This window comes from Terribacillus sp. JSM ZJ617, assembly GCF_044383785.1.
Taxonomy (GTDB): Bacteria; Bacillota; Bacilli; order Bacillales; family Amphibacillaceae; genus Terribacillus.
Genome location: NZ_JBISEQ010000001.1, coordinates 963,688 through 981,161, shown reverse-complemented (window position 1 = coordinate 981,161; position 17,474 = coordinate 963,688). Strand labels below are relative to the sequence as shown.

Sequence of the window (17,474 nt, the reverse complement as noted above, 5' to 3'; positions counted from 1 at the left end):
TTTCTTCACCCTTCCACTTTAAGTTCCAATACAAGATCACGAAGCTCGGCAGCGCGTTCGAAATTGAGGTCGCGTGCAGCCTGTTTCATTTCTTTTTCCATCTTGGCTATGACTTGTTCTTTTTCTTTCTTCGTCAGCTTCGTCAAATCCGGTGTATCTTTCTTATTTGTTCCGGACTCTTCGGAACTAATTGTAGCTTTGATGACATCCCGTACTTCCTTCTGAATCGTCCGCGGTGTGATGCCATGCTCTTTATTGTAAGCGATTTGGATTTCACGGCGTCGTGCCGTCTCATCCATTGCTTTTTGCATGCTATCAGTAATTTTATCTGCATACATAATGACATGCCCGTTCTCATTACGAGCTGCCCGGCCCATTGTCTGAATTAACGAACGCTCTGATCGCAGGAATCCTTCCTTATCCGCATCAAGGATAGCCACTAGGGAAACTTCCGGAATATCCAAGCCCTCTCGAAGCAAGTTGATTCCGATAAGTACATCATACTTCCCAACGCGCAAATCCCGGATGACTTCAATCCGTTCCAGCGTTTTGATTTCTGAATGCAAATAAGCGACTTTAATACCGATATCCTTCAAATAGTCGGTTAAATCCTCAGACATTTTCTTCGTGAGTGTCGTGATTAATACTCGCTCATTCTTTTCGGTACGTTTGTAAATTTCACTGATAATATCATCAATCTGTCCCTCAATCGGACGGATATCGATTTCCGGATCAAGCAATCCTGTCGGCCGGATGATCTGCTCGACCATCTCCGGTGTATGTTCGATTTCATAAGGTCCCGGTGTTGCGGAGACATAGACGAGCTGTTCTGTCTTCTTCTCGAATTCATCGAATGTGAGCGGCCGGTTATCCATTGCAGATGGCAGACGGAAGCCGTGGTCTACAAGCACCTTTTTACGCGCTTGGTCTCCATTGAACATTCCCCTTATCTGCGGCAGCGTAACATGGGACTCATCGACGACGACAAGGAAGTCGTCCGGGAAGAAGTCCAATAGTGTATACGGCGTAGCACCACGTTCACGGAAGGTAAGCTGAGCTGAGTAGTTTTCAATACCCGAACAAAAGCCCATTTCCCGCATCATTTCCAAATCGTAGTTTGTACGCTGCTCAAGACGCTGCGCTTCCAGCAGTTTGCCTTGCTCCTTGAATACAGCCAGCTGATCCTTGAGCTCTTTCTCTATATTAACGATAGCTTTTTTAAGATTTTCTTCGCGGGTTACGAAGTGGGATGCAGGGAAAATCGCGACATGTTCACGGTCGCCGATGATTTCGCCTGTCAGCGCATCTACTTCACGGATCCGGTCGATTTCGTCACCAAAGAACTCAAAACGGATACAATGCTCTTCTTTGGAAGCCGGGATGACCTCGACAGAATCGCCGCGTACTCGGAAGGTTCCGCGCTGGAAGTCGATATCATTTCGTGCATACTGGATGTCAACTAGATTACGAAGCAGCTCATCCCGATCTTTCTCCATGCCGACGCGAACAGACAGCACCTGGCTCTTATATTCCTCCGGGGAACCTAAACCATAGATACAGGACACACTTGCCACAATCAGCACATCATTGCGTTCGAAAAGAGCAGATGTAGCAGAGTGGCGCAGTTTATCGATTTCATCATTGATGCTTGCGTCCTTCTCGATGAAGGTATCAGTTTGCGGTACGTATGCTTCTGGCTGATAATAATCATAATAACTGACGAAATATTCAACTGCATTGTTCGGGAAAAATTCCTTGAACTCACTGTACAGCTGACCCGCCAATGTCTTGTTATGGGCAATGACAAGGGTTGGGCGATTAATTTCCTTCACCATATTTGAAATAGTGAACGTCTTACCGGTACCCGTCGCACCTAGCAATGTCTGATGCCGCTTTTTCTGATGGATACCGTCCACAAGACGGTCAATTGCTCTCGGCTGGTCACCTTGAGGGCTGTATTTAGATACTAATTCAAACGTTTCCTTTTCCTTCAATGCCAAATTCCTCCGTTCTGTTTGCTATTTTTATCATAGCATAAAATATATAAAAATACGAACAAACATTCGTTTAAAATTCCACATACCTGCTAGTATAGATGTTTACCTAATATACGAAACATAAACAAATAGATAGCAAAAAGCCGCCAAAATTTGACGGCTTTATTATTAGTTAGAAGCTTGGTCGTATTGGTTGACCTCGAATAGATCAATCAAATCGACTTTCGGATTTTTATCCGTGAACCAGCGGAGGGCGAAATCGTTCTTGAACAATGCCAAGTAATCCCCTTCGCGATCCTGTGCGAGCAGACTGCGCTCGTCGAATAGGCGTTCATCCACTTGCTCGGCTTTCAGCCAGCGAGGAATGCGTTCTCCCATCGATTCCAATACCACTTCTACATTATACTCGTTTTTCATTCGATATTCGAATACTTCGTACTGAAGCTCTCCGACTGCACCTAAGATATAGCTGTTGTCGCGTTTACCGCGGAACAGCTGGATTGCTCCTTCTTGAACAAGCTGCTCGATTCCTTTCTGGAACTGCTTGGCTTTCATAACGTTTTTGGCGGTAACTTTCTTGAACACTTCCGGCGGGAATTGCGGCAGCTCATCAAATTCAAAATTCGCTTTGCCTTCGACGAGTGTGTCCCCGATTCGGTAGATGTTCGGATCGTAAATACCGATAATATCGCCGGCATAAGCTTCTTCGACTGTATCACGTGATGACGCGACGAATTGCTGTGACTGGGAAAGCTTGATCGGCTTAGCTGAACGAGCTAAATTGACGCTCATACCACGCTCGAATTTACCTGAGCAGACCCGCAGGAAAGCAATCCGGTCACGGTGAGCCGGGTTCATGTTTGCCTGAATCTTGAAGATGAATCCAGAGAACTCTTCTTTCTCGGGAGACACGATACCTTCTGTCGTGCGACGGCTGCCTGGCGCAGGTGCAAGATTAACGAATGTATCAAAGAAAGTCTGTACCCCGAATGGTGCAAGTGCACTCCCAAAGAAAACTGGTGTCTGCTTACCAGCAAGCACACGATCCAATGAGAATTGGTCGCCGGCTTCCTCTAAAAGCTCCAGTTCACCTTTCGTATCCTCAAAAGTGGAATTGCCTGTTAAATCGGCATACGCCGGATCGTCCAGCTCATCGTAAGGAATGAATGATTCTTCTTCATTTCCATTAAAGCGGACAAATTGCTTGTTGTATCTATCGAAAATACCTAGGAAACGCTTGCCCATTCCTGCTGGCCAGTTCATTGGATATGTCTCGATATCCAATACACTTTCAATTTCCTCCAATAGCTCCAGCGGCTCCCGTCCTTCCCGGTCAAGCTTGTTAATGAAAGTGAAGATTGGAATACCGCGCATACGACACACTTTGAAAAGCTTCAATGTCTGTGCTTCAATCCCTTTTGTCGCATCGATGATCATGACAACACTATCCACAGCCGTCAGCGTCCGGTACGTATCTTCACTGAAATCTTCGTGTCCTGGTGTATCCAGGATATTCACTTGATAATCTTTATATGGGAAATTCATTACAGATGATGTAACAGAAATTCCACGCTGCTTTTCGATTTCCATCCAGTCAGATGTTGCGAATTTGCCTGATTTCTTTCCTTTTACCGTACCTGCAGTACGAATCAAATTCCCGAATACGAGCAATTTCTCAGTCATTGTCGTCTTCCCGGCATCCGGGTGGGAGATGATGGCGAAAGTCTTACGCTTCTGTACTTCTTGTTTTATTTGCATCGGTTCATTACCTACCGTTCTATTATCATTCGTATAGCCTGATTGTCTTTGTGATTTGATTTCTTATATCACACTGCGTCAAACCTCATTTCCGCTCCAAAAATCAGTCTTTCTCTACTATACCTAATGTTAGCGCTTTTAGGCAATATCCAACTGACTGGATGTTTTTCATTGACCCACAAGGAGAAAACGCTTTAATATGATAGTAATAAGATTTTCATCAAAATATCGATCTATCCCGAGGAGAGACATAATATGCTAAAGAAACTATTCGGTAAGAATATTACGGAAGAAAGTTTTGTAAGCCCTGTCAATGGCAGAGTGGTCCCGCTTGAGGAAGTACCTGATCCAGTGTTTGCCGAAAAGATGATGGGAGACGGTATCGCTATTGAACCGACAGATGAGACAATTGTCAGTCCTATTGATGCAGAAGTCGTTCAAGTGTTTGAAACAAAGCATGCCATCGGCTTGAAAACACAAATGGGGTTGGAACTGCTCCTTCATATCGGTCTGGATACTGTCAATCTGAAGGGAGAAGGCTTTGAGACTTTTGTCAAAGCAGGCGATAAAGTCTCTGCTGGCGATAAGCTCGTCACCTTCGAAAAAGCATACATCGAGGCAAATGCGAAAAGCAGCATCACCCCGGTGATCGTCACCAACTACGAAGCAAGCGAGTACACATTGGAAGCACTCTACCCGGAACAAGCTATCGCTGGAGAAACTCAGATATTCCAAGTCAAGAAGAAATAAATTGAAACGGCAGCCATGTGCTGTCGTTTTTTATTTTGCCCTATTAGGGAAGGCTATAGCTATATCTGTTATAATGATAAGATAATGATTTTTTTAGACTGGAGACTGGGCTTTCATGCAATCTTATTTTCTCGACAAACAAGATATCATCAAAGTGACAGGCGATCGATTCTACCGAAGAGGATTGGAGTATGTCAATAAAGGGCGTGTGCAAGGTCTGAGCTTCACGCCATCCATCAACCAATGGAAGGCTGTTGTCCGCGGCACCGAAAACTATCCTGTACGGATTTTCTTCTTTGAGGACGACGATCTTGATGGTGTGTGCAGCTGCCCCGCCTATCACACCCATTATACATGCAAGCATATCGCTGCTGTTTTGATCGCGGTCAGCCGAAACCGGTTTGACAGCAATGGATACACAGTTACCGAAGAAACAGCTGCACCGACAGCTGCCCGTCAAACTGATTTCACGGATCGGCTTGTACAAGCATTCGTATCTCCTTCCGAACGACTGACATCAAAGCCTCCGGAAACTTTGAAGCTGGAATATAAGGTCGAACAGCGCTTTATGCAAACCAACGGTAACACGGTCTTCGAGGTCGAACTGAAGGCAGGTACAGCCCGCACCTACATCGTGCGCCTAGCTGAGGACTTTCTCCGAAGTGTGCTGCATCAAACCCGCTATCAGCTGACGCCGAGTTTTGCATTCGATCCTGGTGTACATATTGTTACACCCGAGGACAAAGCTATCCTGGAGCGATTGCTGGAAGCTTGTGAGAACAGTATGATTCATGATTTCACAGCTTCTTCCCTTCAGTCGGAAAAACGTGCGATCAAGCTGACGCCTTCACTAGCCAAGACTTTGCTGCCACAGCTTGCAGATGCAGGTGCCTCACTCCATTTGCTGCATACTGAACCGATGGATACATTTCAGGTGAGCAGTCAGCCAGCACGGTTGGACTTCTATCTTTCAACGGATGAAGACGACATGCTGCAGCTAGGAGTACAGGATATCGCAGCATATGAATATATCAAAAACTACCATTACCTAGTCAAGGATGACACGCTATATCCTGTACCTCCCGACCAGCGGGAATTGGTCAAGGAACTGTTCGCCATCCTTCCTTATCGCCATGATACACCTCAGACTGTATCGGATAAGAACGTTGACCGTTTTGTGTCGCAGGTTGTTGGCAAGCTGGAACAGATCGGACATGTGCATGTTGCTGAAACAGTCCGGAGCAAAGTCGAAATGGCTCCCCTTGTTGCAAAAGTCTTTTTGGATGAGACGGATGATGTACTGCATGCCAGTGTATCTTTCCATTATGGAGATCACGTCATCCAGCCAGGAGAACAGCAGGCAGACATGCCTGTCATCAAACGTCAGCCCGCTAAGGAAGATAAAGTCCTGCAGCAATTGCATGCTGCTGGATTCCGCTTTTCCAAAGGCCGTTTCCACTTGCTCAATGTAGAGTATATGTATGTGTTCCTTCATGAGCATCTGCCCGCTTTACAAGAAGTGGCTGAAGTGTATATTTCCAGCCGGGTGCAAGCGATGCAAGCCGATGATCAGCATGAGGTTTCCTCTTCCGTCAGACTGCAGCAGGAAAAAGGGATGCTTGAAATCAGCTTTGATGTGTCCGGTTTATCAGAGGCACATATTAGCAATGTCCTGCAGGCAATGGTAGAGAAGAAAAGATATTACCGTATCCCAGATGGTGCATTGCTCGATCTGGAGCAGGAATCCATGGAGAACTTCCAGGACTTCCTTGAACAGATGCAAATCAAAAAGAACCAGCTGAATAATCAGCATATTTTCGTACCGATTGCTCAAAGTATGCAAGTAGAAGAGTCCTTACGCGGAGCTGAAATGGAAGCCGCATTCCAGACACTGATTGAGCGGCTTCGCCATCCGGAACAAATCGAGTTTGACTTGCCATCTGGACTGCAGGCAACACTGCGGGATTATCAGCTGACTGGCTTCAAATGGATGAAAACACTAGCTTATTACGGACTCGGCGGTATTCTGGCAGATGATATGGGACTTGGGAAAACACTGCAGACGATTACCTATCTCACATCAGAACGAGAAGCTAACCCAGCTGCACGTCCTGCTCTGATCGTCGTACCTTCCTCTCTGCTCTATAACTGGCAGAAGGAATTTGAGAAATTTGCTCCAAGCATGCGTACACTAGTTATTTCAGGCTCGGCAGCAGAACGGCAGGAACAGCTTTCCCAGCTGGAAGAGCATGATATTATCATCACGTCTTATCCTTTATTGCGGATTGATCATCATGTGTATGCTGGGCATGTATTCGATAGTCTGATCCTGGATGAAGCGCAGGCAATCAAAAACCATGCAACGCAAACTGCCAAAGCCGTCGGACTGATCCAAGCTGGTAAACGATTTGCACTGAGTGGCACCCCAATCGAAAATAGGCTTGAGGAGCTGTGGTCGATTTTCCACACAATCTCACCTGGTCTATTCCGAAGCCGGAGGTCATTCACAGATTTGGAACCGGAAAAGATCGCCCGGATGACGCGCCCATTCATCCTAAGACGAGTAAAAACGGACGTACTGCACGAGCTTCCTGAAAAGATCGAGACAACGAACTATTCAGATCTTACGCAGGAACAAAAAGAAGTGTATGTCGCCTATCTGGAGCGGATACGCAGGAAGATCGATCAGACGATTGCAGAGAAAGGTTTCGATCGCGGTAAACTCGAAATACTTGCAGGACTGACACGACTGCGCCAAATCTGCTGTCACCCATCTTTGTTCATTGAGAACTACAGCGGCCAATCAGGTAAACTGGAGCAGCTGCTCGAGGTTATCCAAGAACTGAAGCAAAGCAATAAACGATTCTTGATTTTCTCCCAGTTCGCCAGCATGCTGGGAATTATCCAGCAGGCACTGGATGAAACGGACGTCTTCTATCTGGATGGCAGTACACCCGCCAAGGAAAGAATGCAGATGGCAGAAGCGTTCAACGAAGGAGAAAAAGACGGCTTCCTGATCAGCTTGAAAGCCGGGGGAACAGGACTGAATCTGACAGGTGCTGACACCGTTATCCTCTTTGACTTATGGTGGAATCCAGCTGTGGAAGAGCAAGCTGCTGGAAGGGCACACCGTATCGGACAGAAAAATGTCGTTCAGGTGATTCGCCTGCTTACACGCGGAACGATCGAGGAACGAATATTTGAGTTACAGCAGCGTAAACGAGCGCTTGTCGATCAAATCATCCAGCCTGGTGAAACGATGCTTAACACACTTTCAGAAGAAGAAATACGCAGCCTGCTATCCATGCAGGTAGAATAAGGAAGGAGCAAGCCATGTGGCTTGCTCCTTTTTTTATAATACAGATTCGATTATCTCATCGAACTTATCACTTACCAGACTTCTGTTATTTAAGATTTCTTCATTCTTAAACGAAACACTTCCCCTATGCTCGTCTAAATTCAAGTTCTCCATTAATGAAGAAAATACGCCTCTGCTTCGCTTATCTATTTCAAAGTAAATCGTCGTCTCATACTCACCCTGCAGGATATAAACCTCTAGTTCATCGAGTTTCTTTAAGTATCTTCCATGGGTAGGAATGAATTCGTACTGCTGGATATACGGTCTGGCTATCTTGATTCCGTATGGGGGCTTCTGATTCTCCATCTGTCTGAATCTGAATCCAATTACCTTTATTGCATCGATGATATTTTCATGTACTTCTGTCGGCTCAATGGATATATGATCTATGTCACTTAAATCGACTGCATTCTTCACATCCACATCCGTATCGATCCAAACCGGCGGTACATTCTTGAATGTCTTAGGATCCTGCATCGTAATCGGTGTATCCAAAGGAATTCGAAAAGAAAATGGAATCTCCTTTCTTTCCCCTTTTGAGATAATGAACGGCTCATTAACCTTATGCGTGTAGACAACTGCCTGCGCCAGACGATCGCTATCCTCATGTCCATACACCGTCATCAGCTTCAGATTGATAGAGTCGATCTCTTGGTCAGTTACGCCGCCCTTTATTTCAACGATACCATCCAGAATCTCTCCTTGAACGAAATAATTATTCCTGATCTTTGTATCCACCTTAGCAGAACCAATTCCAACACTAGCAATCAATTTATTGAAAATAGACATCTAATCACCTCATATTATTGGTTAGACTGTATACGCGCGGAGTGGAAAATAGTTTCAATTATTCCTTTATCAAAAAATAAAAGGAATAATTTACTTTTTATGGTACTATCAAAACTAGTACTTATATCTAAAGGCTTGATAGTTTAATACAAGTACAAAGCCAATTTACAAAAAGAAGGTAACAAAATGGAGATCATCACAGAAAAATTACTGTTTATCGCTTTGTTCATTTTTATCATTCACTCGATAGAAACACTCGCTTATGCTGTAAGATTATCCGGTGCAAGAGTCAAAATGATTGCTTCGGCACTGTCTCTCTTTAACATAATGGTTATTGTATCAAGATTGTCGAATACGATGCAGCAGCCATTCTTAGGAAGTCTAATCGATTCTGCTCCAAAAGAAAATACGCTGGAGTTTGTAGAGACCCAATTCCGTTTCCTTATTGGCGCATCAACAGTTGGAACAGCATTAGGCATTCTCTTACTTCCTACGTTCATCGCACTATTTTCAAGAGCGATCATTCATTTATCAGAAGAAAAAGGATCTGTCCCTTCTTTAATGAAAAGGATTTTTTCATTACATTACATAAAGCGCAGCATAACGCATTTTAGTCTTCCAAAGTTTTCTTATTTACGGGGTACGAAGGTGAAAGATATTCCAATAAGGCTCTTCCTCGTAAATATGCTTATTACTGCAATCTATACAATCGGGGTGCTAGCTGCATTATATGCGGCTTTATTAGTTCCAGATAGAGGGACTACAGCAATCATGGCATCAGGATTGATAAATGGACTAGCAACCATACTTTTGGTAGTTTTTATTGATCCGAAGTTATCTGTCATGGCGGACGATATCGTGAATCAAAGAGGAAGCTATAACAAACTAAAAAGTATGTCGCTCATGATGGTAACGTCCAGGCTGTTGGGGACGTTACTAGCTCAAGTATTCTTTATATGGGGAGCAGAATACATAGCTTGGTTCACTAAATTCATTGCCTAGGCGTAATCCATATCTGAATCTAATAAAAAGCCTACTTAACTGTAATCAGTTAAGTAGGCTTTTTTAATTGACGAATTTGACATTAACTGCTGATAGGCACAGCTTTCTTCTTATGCTGTTCCTGTACAAAGATAATACCAAGCTCATGCGGCTCGCCTTCATACATCGCTCGTTGTTTAATCCGTATTTCACCTTGTTCATCCCGGATTTCCATTTTGCAATATTGACTGTTGGATTGCACTGCTTCATAAAATGCCCGTTCGGTCGTTACACGAACGCCGTTCACTTTTTCGATTCGCTCTCCCGGCAGCAGACCGAGTCTGTCAGCTGGGCTTTCCGGAATGACACCAAGAACAAACATCCCATTGCTGCTCTCCGTATAATACATGGCGCGCTTGCGATCTTTGTTCCGGAAGGAGAGTGTGATGGCCTCTCTGCCGATAAGTGCGATGACAAAAGCTGCGATCGCGAAGTAATAGGAATATATACTTGTCAAACTCACTGCCAAGGTAAGCAACGCAAGCAGCAAGACCATTTTCCCTTGCTTACGTGCCTCAATAAATGCTGGACGGCCTTTGGCAAAACCGTCTATACCAGTCAGCAGCGGCACTAACAGCAGGCCGTAGCTTGTTCCGTTTAGATGGAAGAAAGGCCACCATGGAGCGAACGGTTCAATTGCGCCAGCTGGCACTAACAAGAAGAAAGGGATGAACAATAGCTTACGGAAACGATGCTGGCCGATCCAGCGTCCCCGAGGACCCTTGACAAGCTCGGGCAACGTATCCTCTCTTTTGATTGTAAGCAGCAGCACAGCTTCTGCAACCATAACGATACTCATGATCAGCGCAAAGCTGATCCAATTAAGACCTGTAAGGTCATCTGCCCATCCAGCCGGCAAATAGTCAGCGGCATATGGCGCTGCGCCCAAAGCGAGCAGAAAACTGAATCCGAAAATATAAGCGGATGACAGCCATGTGAAACGAAGCAGTAACGTCAGCAGAATCGTTACGGCGCTGATCAATAAAACGACTGCTGGCGCAACTACGATTCCTGTTCCAACACTCACAGCCGTAAGCAATAGTCCGAAAACAAGCGACAGACCCCATGTGCCTGTCCACTCTTTTCCAAAACCAAATACCTTCGTACCGAAATTGTTCCGCTCTTTTCTGATTCTGCGGTTGGAAACGAACAGAGTCAGCAGCACTGCCCAATAAAGCAGCGGATTCAAAAAGAAGTTTCCGATCCCATAAAGCAGTTCGGTCAACCAATCATTCACCATTATGTGTCTCTCCCTATAAACCAACTCTTATGTATATTGTCTATTCTAACACGATATTTCTTGTTTTCCTATGACAATAGAAAAAGCCTCCCATATGAAGGGAGGCCTCGTATCAATTACTAAAGAGCTGCTGCAGCGCTTTGTCCATTTGGTTATCATGCTTGCCATCGCGAACTTGCTCGATGATCTTCGTTTGAAGCAGATCTGCTGTTTCCTGATCCACTTCTCCCGTTGCCTGCAAATCATTATCCTGCTGGAATTGCTTGACTGCTGTTTCTGTTTTTTCGTTGAAATAACCGTCCTTACGACTCGGGTCAAATCCGAGGCCGTCCAGCATGATTTGCAGATTCTTGATCTTGTCATTATTATCATTAAATTTCAGCTTTTCATTTTCATCCAACTGGATTGGTGAACTGTAGAAATACTCTGGCTGATTAACTTCAAGAGTTGGTTTGATACCTTTTTCATGAATCCAATCTCCGTTAGGCGTCAGCCATTTGTATAGAGTCAGTTTGAGCATAGACTGATTTTCCAGTGGTACAGTTTGCTGTACAGTACCTTTACCAAATGTCGTTTTTCCGATTAACTCATAACCGCCAGCTTGATTCATCGCACCGGCAAGTATTTCGGATGCAGAAGCACTGCCTTCATCAATCAGAATATTGATTGGGTAATCCTTCTTCTCTTTCAAATCGGTATAAAACTCTTGCTTTTCACCATTCTTATCTTCAATCTGTAAATACGGCTTATCGCTTGGAACAAAGTTCTTCAGAATATCTTCTACAGTCGTAAGAATTCCGCCTGGATTACCGCGGACATCGATGATCAAACCATCGATATTTTCCTTCTCAAGTTTATCCAGCGCCGTTTTGAATTCATCTGCTGTACTCTCGGAGAAAGATGTAATTTCTAAAACACCAGCTTTTTTGCCATTCACTTCTTTTGTATCCGCATAGACCGTTTCGACTGGAATTTCATCCCGAGTTACATCAATTTTCAGTTCTTCAGAAACGCCAGGTCTCTTAACGGATAACGTTACAGTTGTTCCTTTTTCACCACGAATTTTATTAACTGCTTCCTGGAGATCAAGCCCCTGTAAGGAATCTCCATCCACTTCCAGCACTTGGTCGTTCGGCCGTAATCCAGCATCCTCTGCAGGTGAATCCTTGATAGGCGCCACAATTGTCACCTGTTTATCCACCATGCTAACTTCAGCTCCAATACCTTCAAACGAAGACTCCAGCTGCTGATTCAGCTGTGTAGAAGATTCTTCATCCAAGAAGGAACTGTACGGATCATCCAATGTTTCCAGCATCCCCTGGATTGCACCCTCCTGCAGCTGCTGCGCATCTGGTTTCGCCAACGCATTATCTTTGATGAGCTCGTACGCATTTTCCACCTCTGTCAGACTGCCCGAATCATCTGAAGCTGATTGGATACCAGACTCTTCCTTACCTGCATATGATGTAAAAGCATAGCTGCCGCCTGCCCCGACAATCAATGCCACAATAATCGCTATTACGAATGTCGCTTTTCTAATCTGCACGTTCGCCTCTCATCCTTTCTTACTTGTCCAATCCGTTAATCCTACTATTATGCTAAGCTCCCTCTATCTTATCACTAAAAGAAGCAATTGATGTGAAAAAGGCACCTCCATTAATGGAGAATGCCTTTTTTAATTCTGGTATTAGAAATATTTCATTGGGTCCACTGCGTTACTCTTCGCACCGTTCCATCTGCCTTCATGAATTTCGAAATGAAGGTGGGAACCAGTTGATCCGCCAGTGTTACCCATTTTCGCAATTTCCTGTCCTCTGGAGACTTTTTCACCAACCGATACGCCTCGGCTGTCTAGGTGAGCATAAAGTGTGTCGTACGTGCGTCCATTGATGGAATGTGTAACGATAATAACATTACCATAGCCATTCATCGTAGCACTGAAAGAAACTACTCCGCTTGCTGCCGCATGAACTGGCGTGCCAGTTGCATTAGCGATATCCTGTCCGTAGTGGTTGCCTGTAGAACCGCTACCGAATGGATCTTTACGTACACCGAAGCCAGAGCTTAGGCGACCTTCAGCAGGCCAAGAGAAGATGCCAGCTTGTGCTGATTTAGAACTGGATGAACTGCTGGAACTTGAAGAACTGCTAGAACTGCTGGATTTGCTTGAACTGCTGCTCTTAGAAGAACTGCTGGAGCTAGAGCTGGATGAAGAAGCCTCCTGCTTGCTCTCCGCCGCTTTCTTAGCAGCAGCCGCTGCTGCTTTCGCTTCTGCTGCTGCTTTCTCTTGTGCTGCTAAATCAGCTTGTTCTGATTCTGCACTTTCCTGTGCCAGACGAAGTGCTTCGGCTTGGTTAGCTGCAAGCTCTTTCTCTTCTTCAGCAGAAAGAATTTGCTCACCCAATCTTTCGTATTCATCTTCAAGCTGCTTTTTCAAGTCTTCTTGCTCGCTTGCTTGGGATTTCAAATCGGATTTGATATCTTCCAATTTATCTTTTTGATCCTGCAGGTTTTGCTTTTCATCTTCGCGCTGCTGCTTTTGATCCTCAAGCTTCTGCTTCGCTTGGATGTATCCGTTCAAAAGCTCCTTATCAGAATCCATGATAGTCGTTACTGCGTTCAAACGGTTTACCATGTCACCGAAGTTTTTAGAGCCCATCAATACTTGCAAGTACTGGACGTCTCCGCCGTTTTGCTGAATGCTGACTAAACGGTCAGACAATTTATCTTCGCGTTTGTAGATGTCTTCTTCCGTTTCTACAATTTCACCAGAGATTTTTTCGATCTTTTCGTTCGTCTCAGTGATTTCGTCTTCTTTGTCATTCAAAGCATTTTCATTTTTATCGATCTGGTTGTTCAAATCATCCAGTTTCGCCAGCAGATTGTCCTGCTCTGCAAGGTTATCAGACTGCTCAGATTCTGCGTTATTGATTTGACCTTCAAGTTCGCTTTGTTTATTGCTGTTTTCCTCTTGCTGCTTTTGCAGATCCTCTATCTCACTCTGTACATCAGATGAGGATTTCGCGAACGTGTGAATTGGAGTATGTAGGATTGCTCCCGTAGCTAGAACAGCTACAAGAACAGGCTTGATCATCTTCTTCATTCTTCTCTCATTCCCTTTCTTCCTTTAAAAGCGTATATGGTAGGTTTATTAGACTTTAAGAAACTTGCGGACACTCATGACACTTCCCCAAACACCGATGATCGCGCCGATTGCCAGCAGTATACCTGCAAGCTGGAATGCGAATGGTGCATAAGGGAGAATTTCGACGAAACCGATGCTGATGTTATCCGTCAAGTTGTTCGACAGGTAGTAGTACCCGCCAAGAACTAGTGCAACTGGTATTATGGCGCCCAATACTCCGAGCAGCAGACCTTCGATAAAGAAAGGCCAGCGGATGAAGGAGTTGGTTGCTCCAACCAGTTTCATGATGCCGATTTCTCTGCTTCTGGCAATGATTGTTATTTTAATTGTATTTGAAATCAGGAAGATGGCCGTGAACACAAGACCAACGATCAAGACCGCACCGATAATCCGGGCGTACTTGTTTACAGTAAAGAGATTCTCTACTGTCCCCTTACCATAATCCACTTTGTCGACTCCATCCAGTTTCGAAATTTCTTCCGATACAGAAGCTATGTCATGCGGATCAGATGTTTTGACAATATACGTGTCACTTAATGGGTTGTCTTGTTCAAACAAATCCCATTCTGTTTGCCCCATATCTTCCATGAGCTGGTTTAACTGTTCTTCTTTTGAGGAATACTTTACAGAACCAACTTTATCAATCGATTCAAGCTGACCTTGGATTGACTGCACCTGGTCTTCAGCAAGTGTAGGATCCAGATAAACGCTCATTTCAACATCTGACTCAATATTGGTAGCGAATTTATTTAAGTTGAATACTACAGCCAGGAAGACACCGACCAGGATCAATGTTACCGTTACTGCCCCGATCGAGGCGATGGTCATCCAGCCGTTACGGAAGATGTTCTTTGATCCTTCCCGCAGATGGCGTTTCGCGGTATTAAATTTCATACCCGTAGTCACCTCCTGCTTCGTCACGGACGATACGGCCGTTTTCGATGGCGATGACACGTTTTTTGATCGTATTAACGATTTCTTTACTGTGTGTAGCCATGATGATGGTTGTTCCTTTGTTGTTGATATCCTCCAGCACCTTCATGATGCCCCAGGATGTTTCTGGATCCAAGTTCCCTGTCGGCTCGTCAGCGATTACGACCTTCGGGTTATTCGCAATTGCCCGGGCAATTGCCACACGCTGCTGCTCCCCTCCGGAAAGCTCATCAGGTAACGATCTAGCTTTATCTTTTATTCCAACAAGATCGAGTACTTCCATCACACGATCTCGGATCACTTTAGGAGACTCTTCTATTACTTCCAGGGCGAAGGCAACATTCTCATAGATTGTCAGTTTAGGAAGCAATTTGAAATCCTGGTACACAACACCGATTTTCCTTCTGACTCTTGGAATATGGCGTTCTTTATACGTGCTCAAATCTTTGTTATCTACTTTCACGACACCGGTGCTCGGTTTCTCACCTCGGAAGATCATCTTCACGAAGGTTGATTTACCGGCTCCGCTCGGTCCTACTAAATACACGAATTCCCCACTGTCGATATGCACGTCGACACCATTCAGCGCTGTAACGCCATTGGAATACGTCTTATGCACACCCTTCATTTCTATCATGTTATACTCACCTTTGTTTTTATTCTAATCTGCTAATTTATCAACTAAGTATGTCGAACAATGGCGAAAGCAATCGAAAAAGCTCTCAAACCTGAAACCATTATAACATCTTATTCCTCTTTTTTTAGACAAAATAATATTACATTTGTGTTTCAATATATGACAATAGGCTTGGTTTTTGAAATATATTGCGTAGTATCTTGTCGCTTCCACTCGCTGTCAAGGAAAAAAACACACCAAAATACCCATACAGCTTCTGTATGGGTATTCGTCGTTTATTGCTTCTGCTGTTCCAGTAGCCATTCGGCGATTTTTTCCGCCTCTTCACCTTCAGCCTGTCCGGCAGGCATACCGCCTTTACCGTTTTCCATGATATCCACGAGTTCTTCTTTTGTATACGTAGAACCAAGATTATCAAGCGGAGGACCGCCATTGCCGCCGCTCAAGTCCTGACCATGGCACATGGCACAGTTGTTTTCATACGCTTCTTGCGGTGTTCCGGCCGTGTCATCACTACTCCCGCAAGCAGCAAGGAAGAGCATGAACATCAAACTGCAGCCAGTTAAAACTAGTTTCTTCAAGAGAATCGCATCCTTTTCTTTGAGATGGAATAACGGTTCAGCTTGTTTTGTTACAGGAGTTTTACAAAAAGCTCTTAAATTGTGGAACGCAAGTATGCATTGATGAATGGGTCCAGCTGTCCATCCATTACAGCTTGTGTATTTCCGGATTCTTCATTCGTCCGATGATCTTTTACCATGGAATATGGATGGAATACATAGGAACGAATTTGGCTTCCCCAGCCAATTTCCTTTTGTTCCCCGCGAATTTCGTTCAGCTCTTGCTGCTGCTTCTCAATTTCAAGCTGATACAGCTTCGCTTTCAGCATCTTCATTGCGTGCTCACGGTTTTTGATCTGTGAACGCTCGGATTGACATGTCACGACAGTATTAGTAGGAAGATGTGTAATCCTTACGGCAGAATCCGTCGTATTGACGTGCTGTCCGCCGGCACCGCTGGAACGGTACGTATCGATTTTCAAATCCTCTGTCCGAATGTCCACATCGATATCATCGTCGAATTCTGGCATCACATCACAGGATACGAATGATGTATGACGACGACCTGAGCTATCAAATGGGGAAATACGCACAAGACGGTGCACTCCTTTTTCAGCCTTCAGATAGCCATACGCATTCAAACCTTTGATCAACAGCGTTACACTTTTCACGCCAGCTTCCTCACCAGGAAGATAATCAAGCGTCTCCACTTTGAAGTTATGCTTTTCAGCCCAACGCGTGTACATACGAAGCAGCATGCTCGCCCAGTCCTGAGATTCCGTTCCGCCGGCACCTGGATGCAGCTCCAGAATCGCATTATTCTTATCATACGGCTCACTCAAAAGCATAAGCAGTTCGAATTCATCCATTGCTTCACGCATGGAGACGATTTCTTCCTCCAGCTCATTGCGAAGATCTTCATCGTCTTCTTCCTTCACCAATTCGAAACTAACATCCAAATCCTCATGCTGGGATACTAGCTTTTCATAGCCTTCCACTGATTCCTTCAGGCCATTGGATTCATTGATGATCTTCTGTGCTCCTTGCTGGTCATCCCAGAATGACGGCTCAAGCATCAAATCTTCTAACTCGGCAATACGGGCTTTCTTCTGATCTAAGTCAAAGAGACCCCCTAAAGTCAGTTAGTTGTTTTTCCATTCGATCAAGTTCATTTCTAATTTCTGCCAATTCCATTTTCTCTCACCTCATATAAGTCTATAACACACACCATCATACTCTATGACTGGGACAGAACCCGTGCAACCA

At 44.6% G+C, this 17,474-nt stretch carries 13 protein-coding genes; 3 read left to right on the top strand and 10 right to left on the bottom strand.

Annotation, left to right across the window (positions count from 1 at the left end):
• Window positions 1–5: 5 nt before the first annotated feature.
• Window positions 6–1,994: an excinuclease ABC subunit UvrB gene (gene uvrB / locus ACH6C1_RS04720; RefSeq protein WP_374075049.1), complete on the bottom strand. Its 1,989-nt coding sequence runs from the start codon at window positions 1,992–1,994 to the stop codon at window positions 6–8.
• A 171-nt stretch (window positions 1,995–2,165) separates the two neighbouring features.
• Window positions 2,166–3,755 carry a peptide chain release factor 3 gene (locus ACH6C1_RS04715; protein WP_095224121.1) on the bottom strand — a complete coding sequence of 530 codons (1,590 nt, stop codon included), beginning with the start codon at window positions 3,753–3,755 and terminating at the stop codon, window positions 2,166–2,168.
• A gap of 255 nt (window positions 3,756–4,010) precedes the next feature.
• Here ACH6C1_RS04715 and ACH6C1_RS04710 point away from each other — a divergent pair, with 255 nt between their 5' ends.
• Together ACH6C1_RS04710 and ACH6C1_RS04705 are read left to right on the top strand one after the other, a co-directional pair.
• Entirely contained in the window at window positions 4,011–4,505 is a 495-nt protein-coding gene (locus tag ACH6C1_RS04710; protein WP_374075047.1) for a PTS sugar transporter subunit IIA, read from the top strand.
• Between the two features lie 115 nt (window positions 4,506–4,620).
• Window positions 4,621–7,824 (top strand): DEAD/DEAH box helicase, encoded by a 3,204-nt coding sequence (locus ACH6C1_RS04705; protein WP_374075044.1) that lies wholly within the window; start codon window positions 4,621–4,623, stop codon window positions 7,822–7,824.
• 33 nt (window positions 7,825–7,857) lie between these two features.
• On the opposite strand, the gene ACH6C1_RS04700 is transcribed toward ACH6C1_RS04705, so the two are convergent.
• Window positions 7,858–8,652, bottom strand: coding sequence for a sporulation protein (locus tag ACH6C1_RS04700; RefSeq protein ID WP_374075042.1), 795 nt, complete (start codon window positions 8,650–8,652; stop codon window positions 7,858–7,860).
• 186 nt (window positions 8,653–8,838) lie between these two features.
• Between ACH6C1_RS04700 and ACH6C1_RS04695 the strand changes: the two genes are divergently transcribed.
• Window positions 8,839–9,654 carry a lipid II flippase Amj family protein gene (locus ACH6C1_RS04695; protein ID WP_374075039.1) on the top strand — a complete coding sequence of 272 codons (816 nt, stop codon included), beginning with the start codon at window positions 8,839–8,841 and terminating at the stop codon, window positions 9,652–9,654.
• Between the two features lie 82 nt (window positions 9,655–9,736).
• Here the strand turns inward: ACH6C1_RS04695 and ACH6C1_RS04690 are convergent, their stop codons facing one another.
• The 7 genes from ACH6C1_RS04690 to prfB all read right to left on the bottom strand — a co-directional run bounded on the left by ACH6C1_RS04690 (window position 9,737) and on the right by prfB (window position 17,402).
• Window positions 9,737–10,933 carry a PDZ domain-containing protein gene (locus ACH6C1_RS04690; RefSeq protein WP_374075037.1) on the bottom strand — a complete coding sequence of 399 codons (1,197 nt, stop codon included), beginning with the start codon at window positions 10,931–10,933 and terminating at the stop codon, window positions 9,737–9,739.
• A gap of 112 nt (window positions 10,934–11,045) precedes the next feature.
• Window positions 11,046–12,473 (bottom strand): S41 family peptidase, encoded by a 1,428-nt coding sequence (locus ACH6C1_RS04685; RefSeq protein WP_374075567.1) that lies wholly within the window; start codon window positions 12,471–12,473, stop codon window positions 11,046–11,048.
• Between the two features lie 147 nt (window positions 12,474–12,620).
• Window positions 12,621–14,036: a murein hydrolase activator EnvC family protein gene (locus tag ACH6C1_RS04680; RefSeq protein WP_374075035.1), complete on the bottom strand. Its 1,416-nt coding sequence runs from the start codon at window positions 14,034–14,036 to the stop codon at window positions 12,621–12,623.
• Between the two features lie 48 nt (window positions 14,037–14,084).
• Window positions 14,085–14,972 (bottom strand): permease-like cell division protein FtsX, encoded by an 888-nt coding sequence (gene ftsX, locus ACH6C1_RS04675; protein ID WP_374075033.1) that lies wholly within the window; start codon window positions 14,970–14,972, stop codon window positions 14,085–14,087.
• A complete protein-coding gene (ftsE, locus tag ACH6C1_RS04670) occupies window positions 14,962–15,648 on the bottom strand; it encodes a cell division ATP-binding protein FtsE (RefSeq protein ID WP_374075024.1) in 687 nt (228 codons plus the stop codon). Before ftsE ends, ftsX begins: the two co-directional genes overlap by 11 nt.
• Window positions 15,649–15,923: 275 nt before the next feature.
• Window positions 15,924–16,229, bottom strand: coding sequence for a c-type cytochrome (locus tag ACH6C1_RS04665; RefSeq protein ID WP_374075022.1), 306 nt, complete (start codon window positions 16,227–16,229; stop codon window positions 15,924–15,926).
• A gap of 74 nt (window positions 16,230–16,303) precedes the next feature.
• Window positions 16,304–17,402, bottom strand: a protein-coding gene (gene prfB, locus ACH6C1_RS04660) for a peptide chain release factor 2 (RefSeq protein WP_141234170.1) whose coding sequence is annotated in 2 segments (ribosomal slippage) — window positions 16,304–17,338 and window positions 17,340–17,402 — 1,098 coding nt in all. Because the reading frame shifts where the segments join, the coding sequence is not laid out codon by codon here.
• Window positions 17,403–17,474 lie beyond the last annotated feature (72 nt).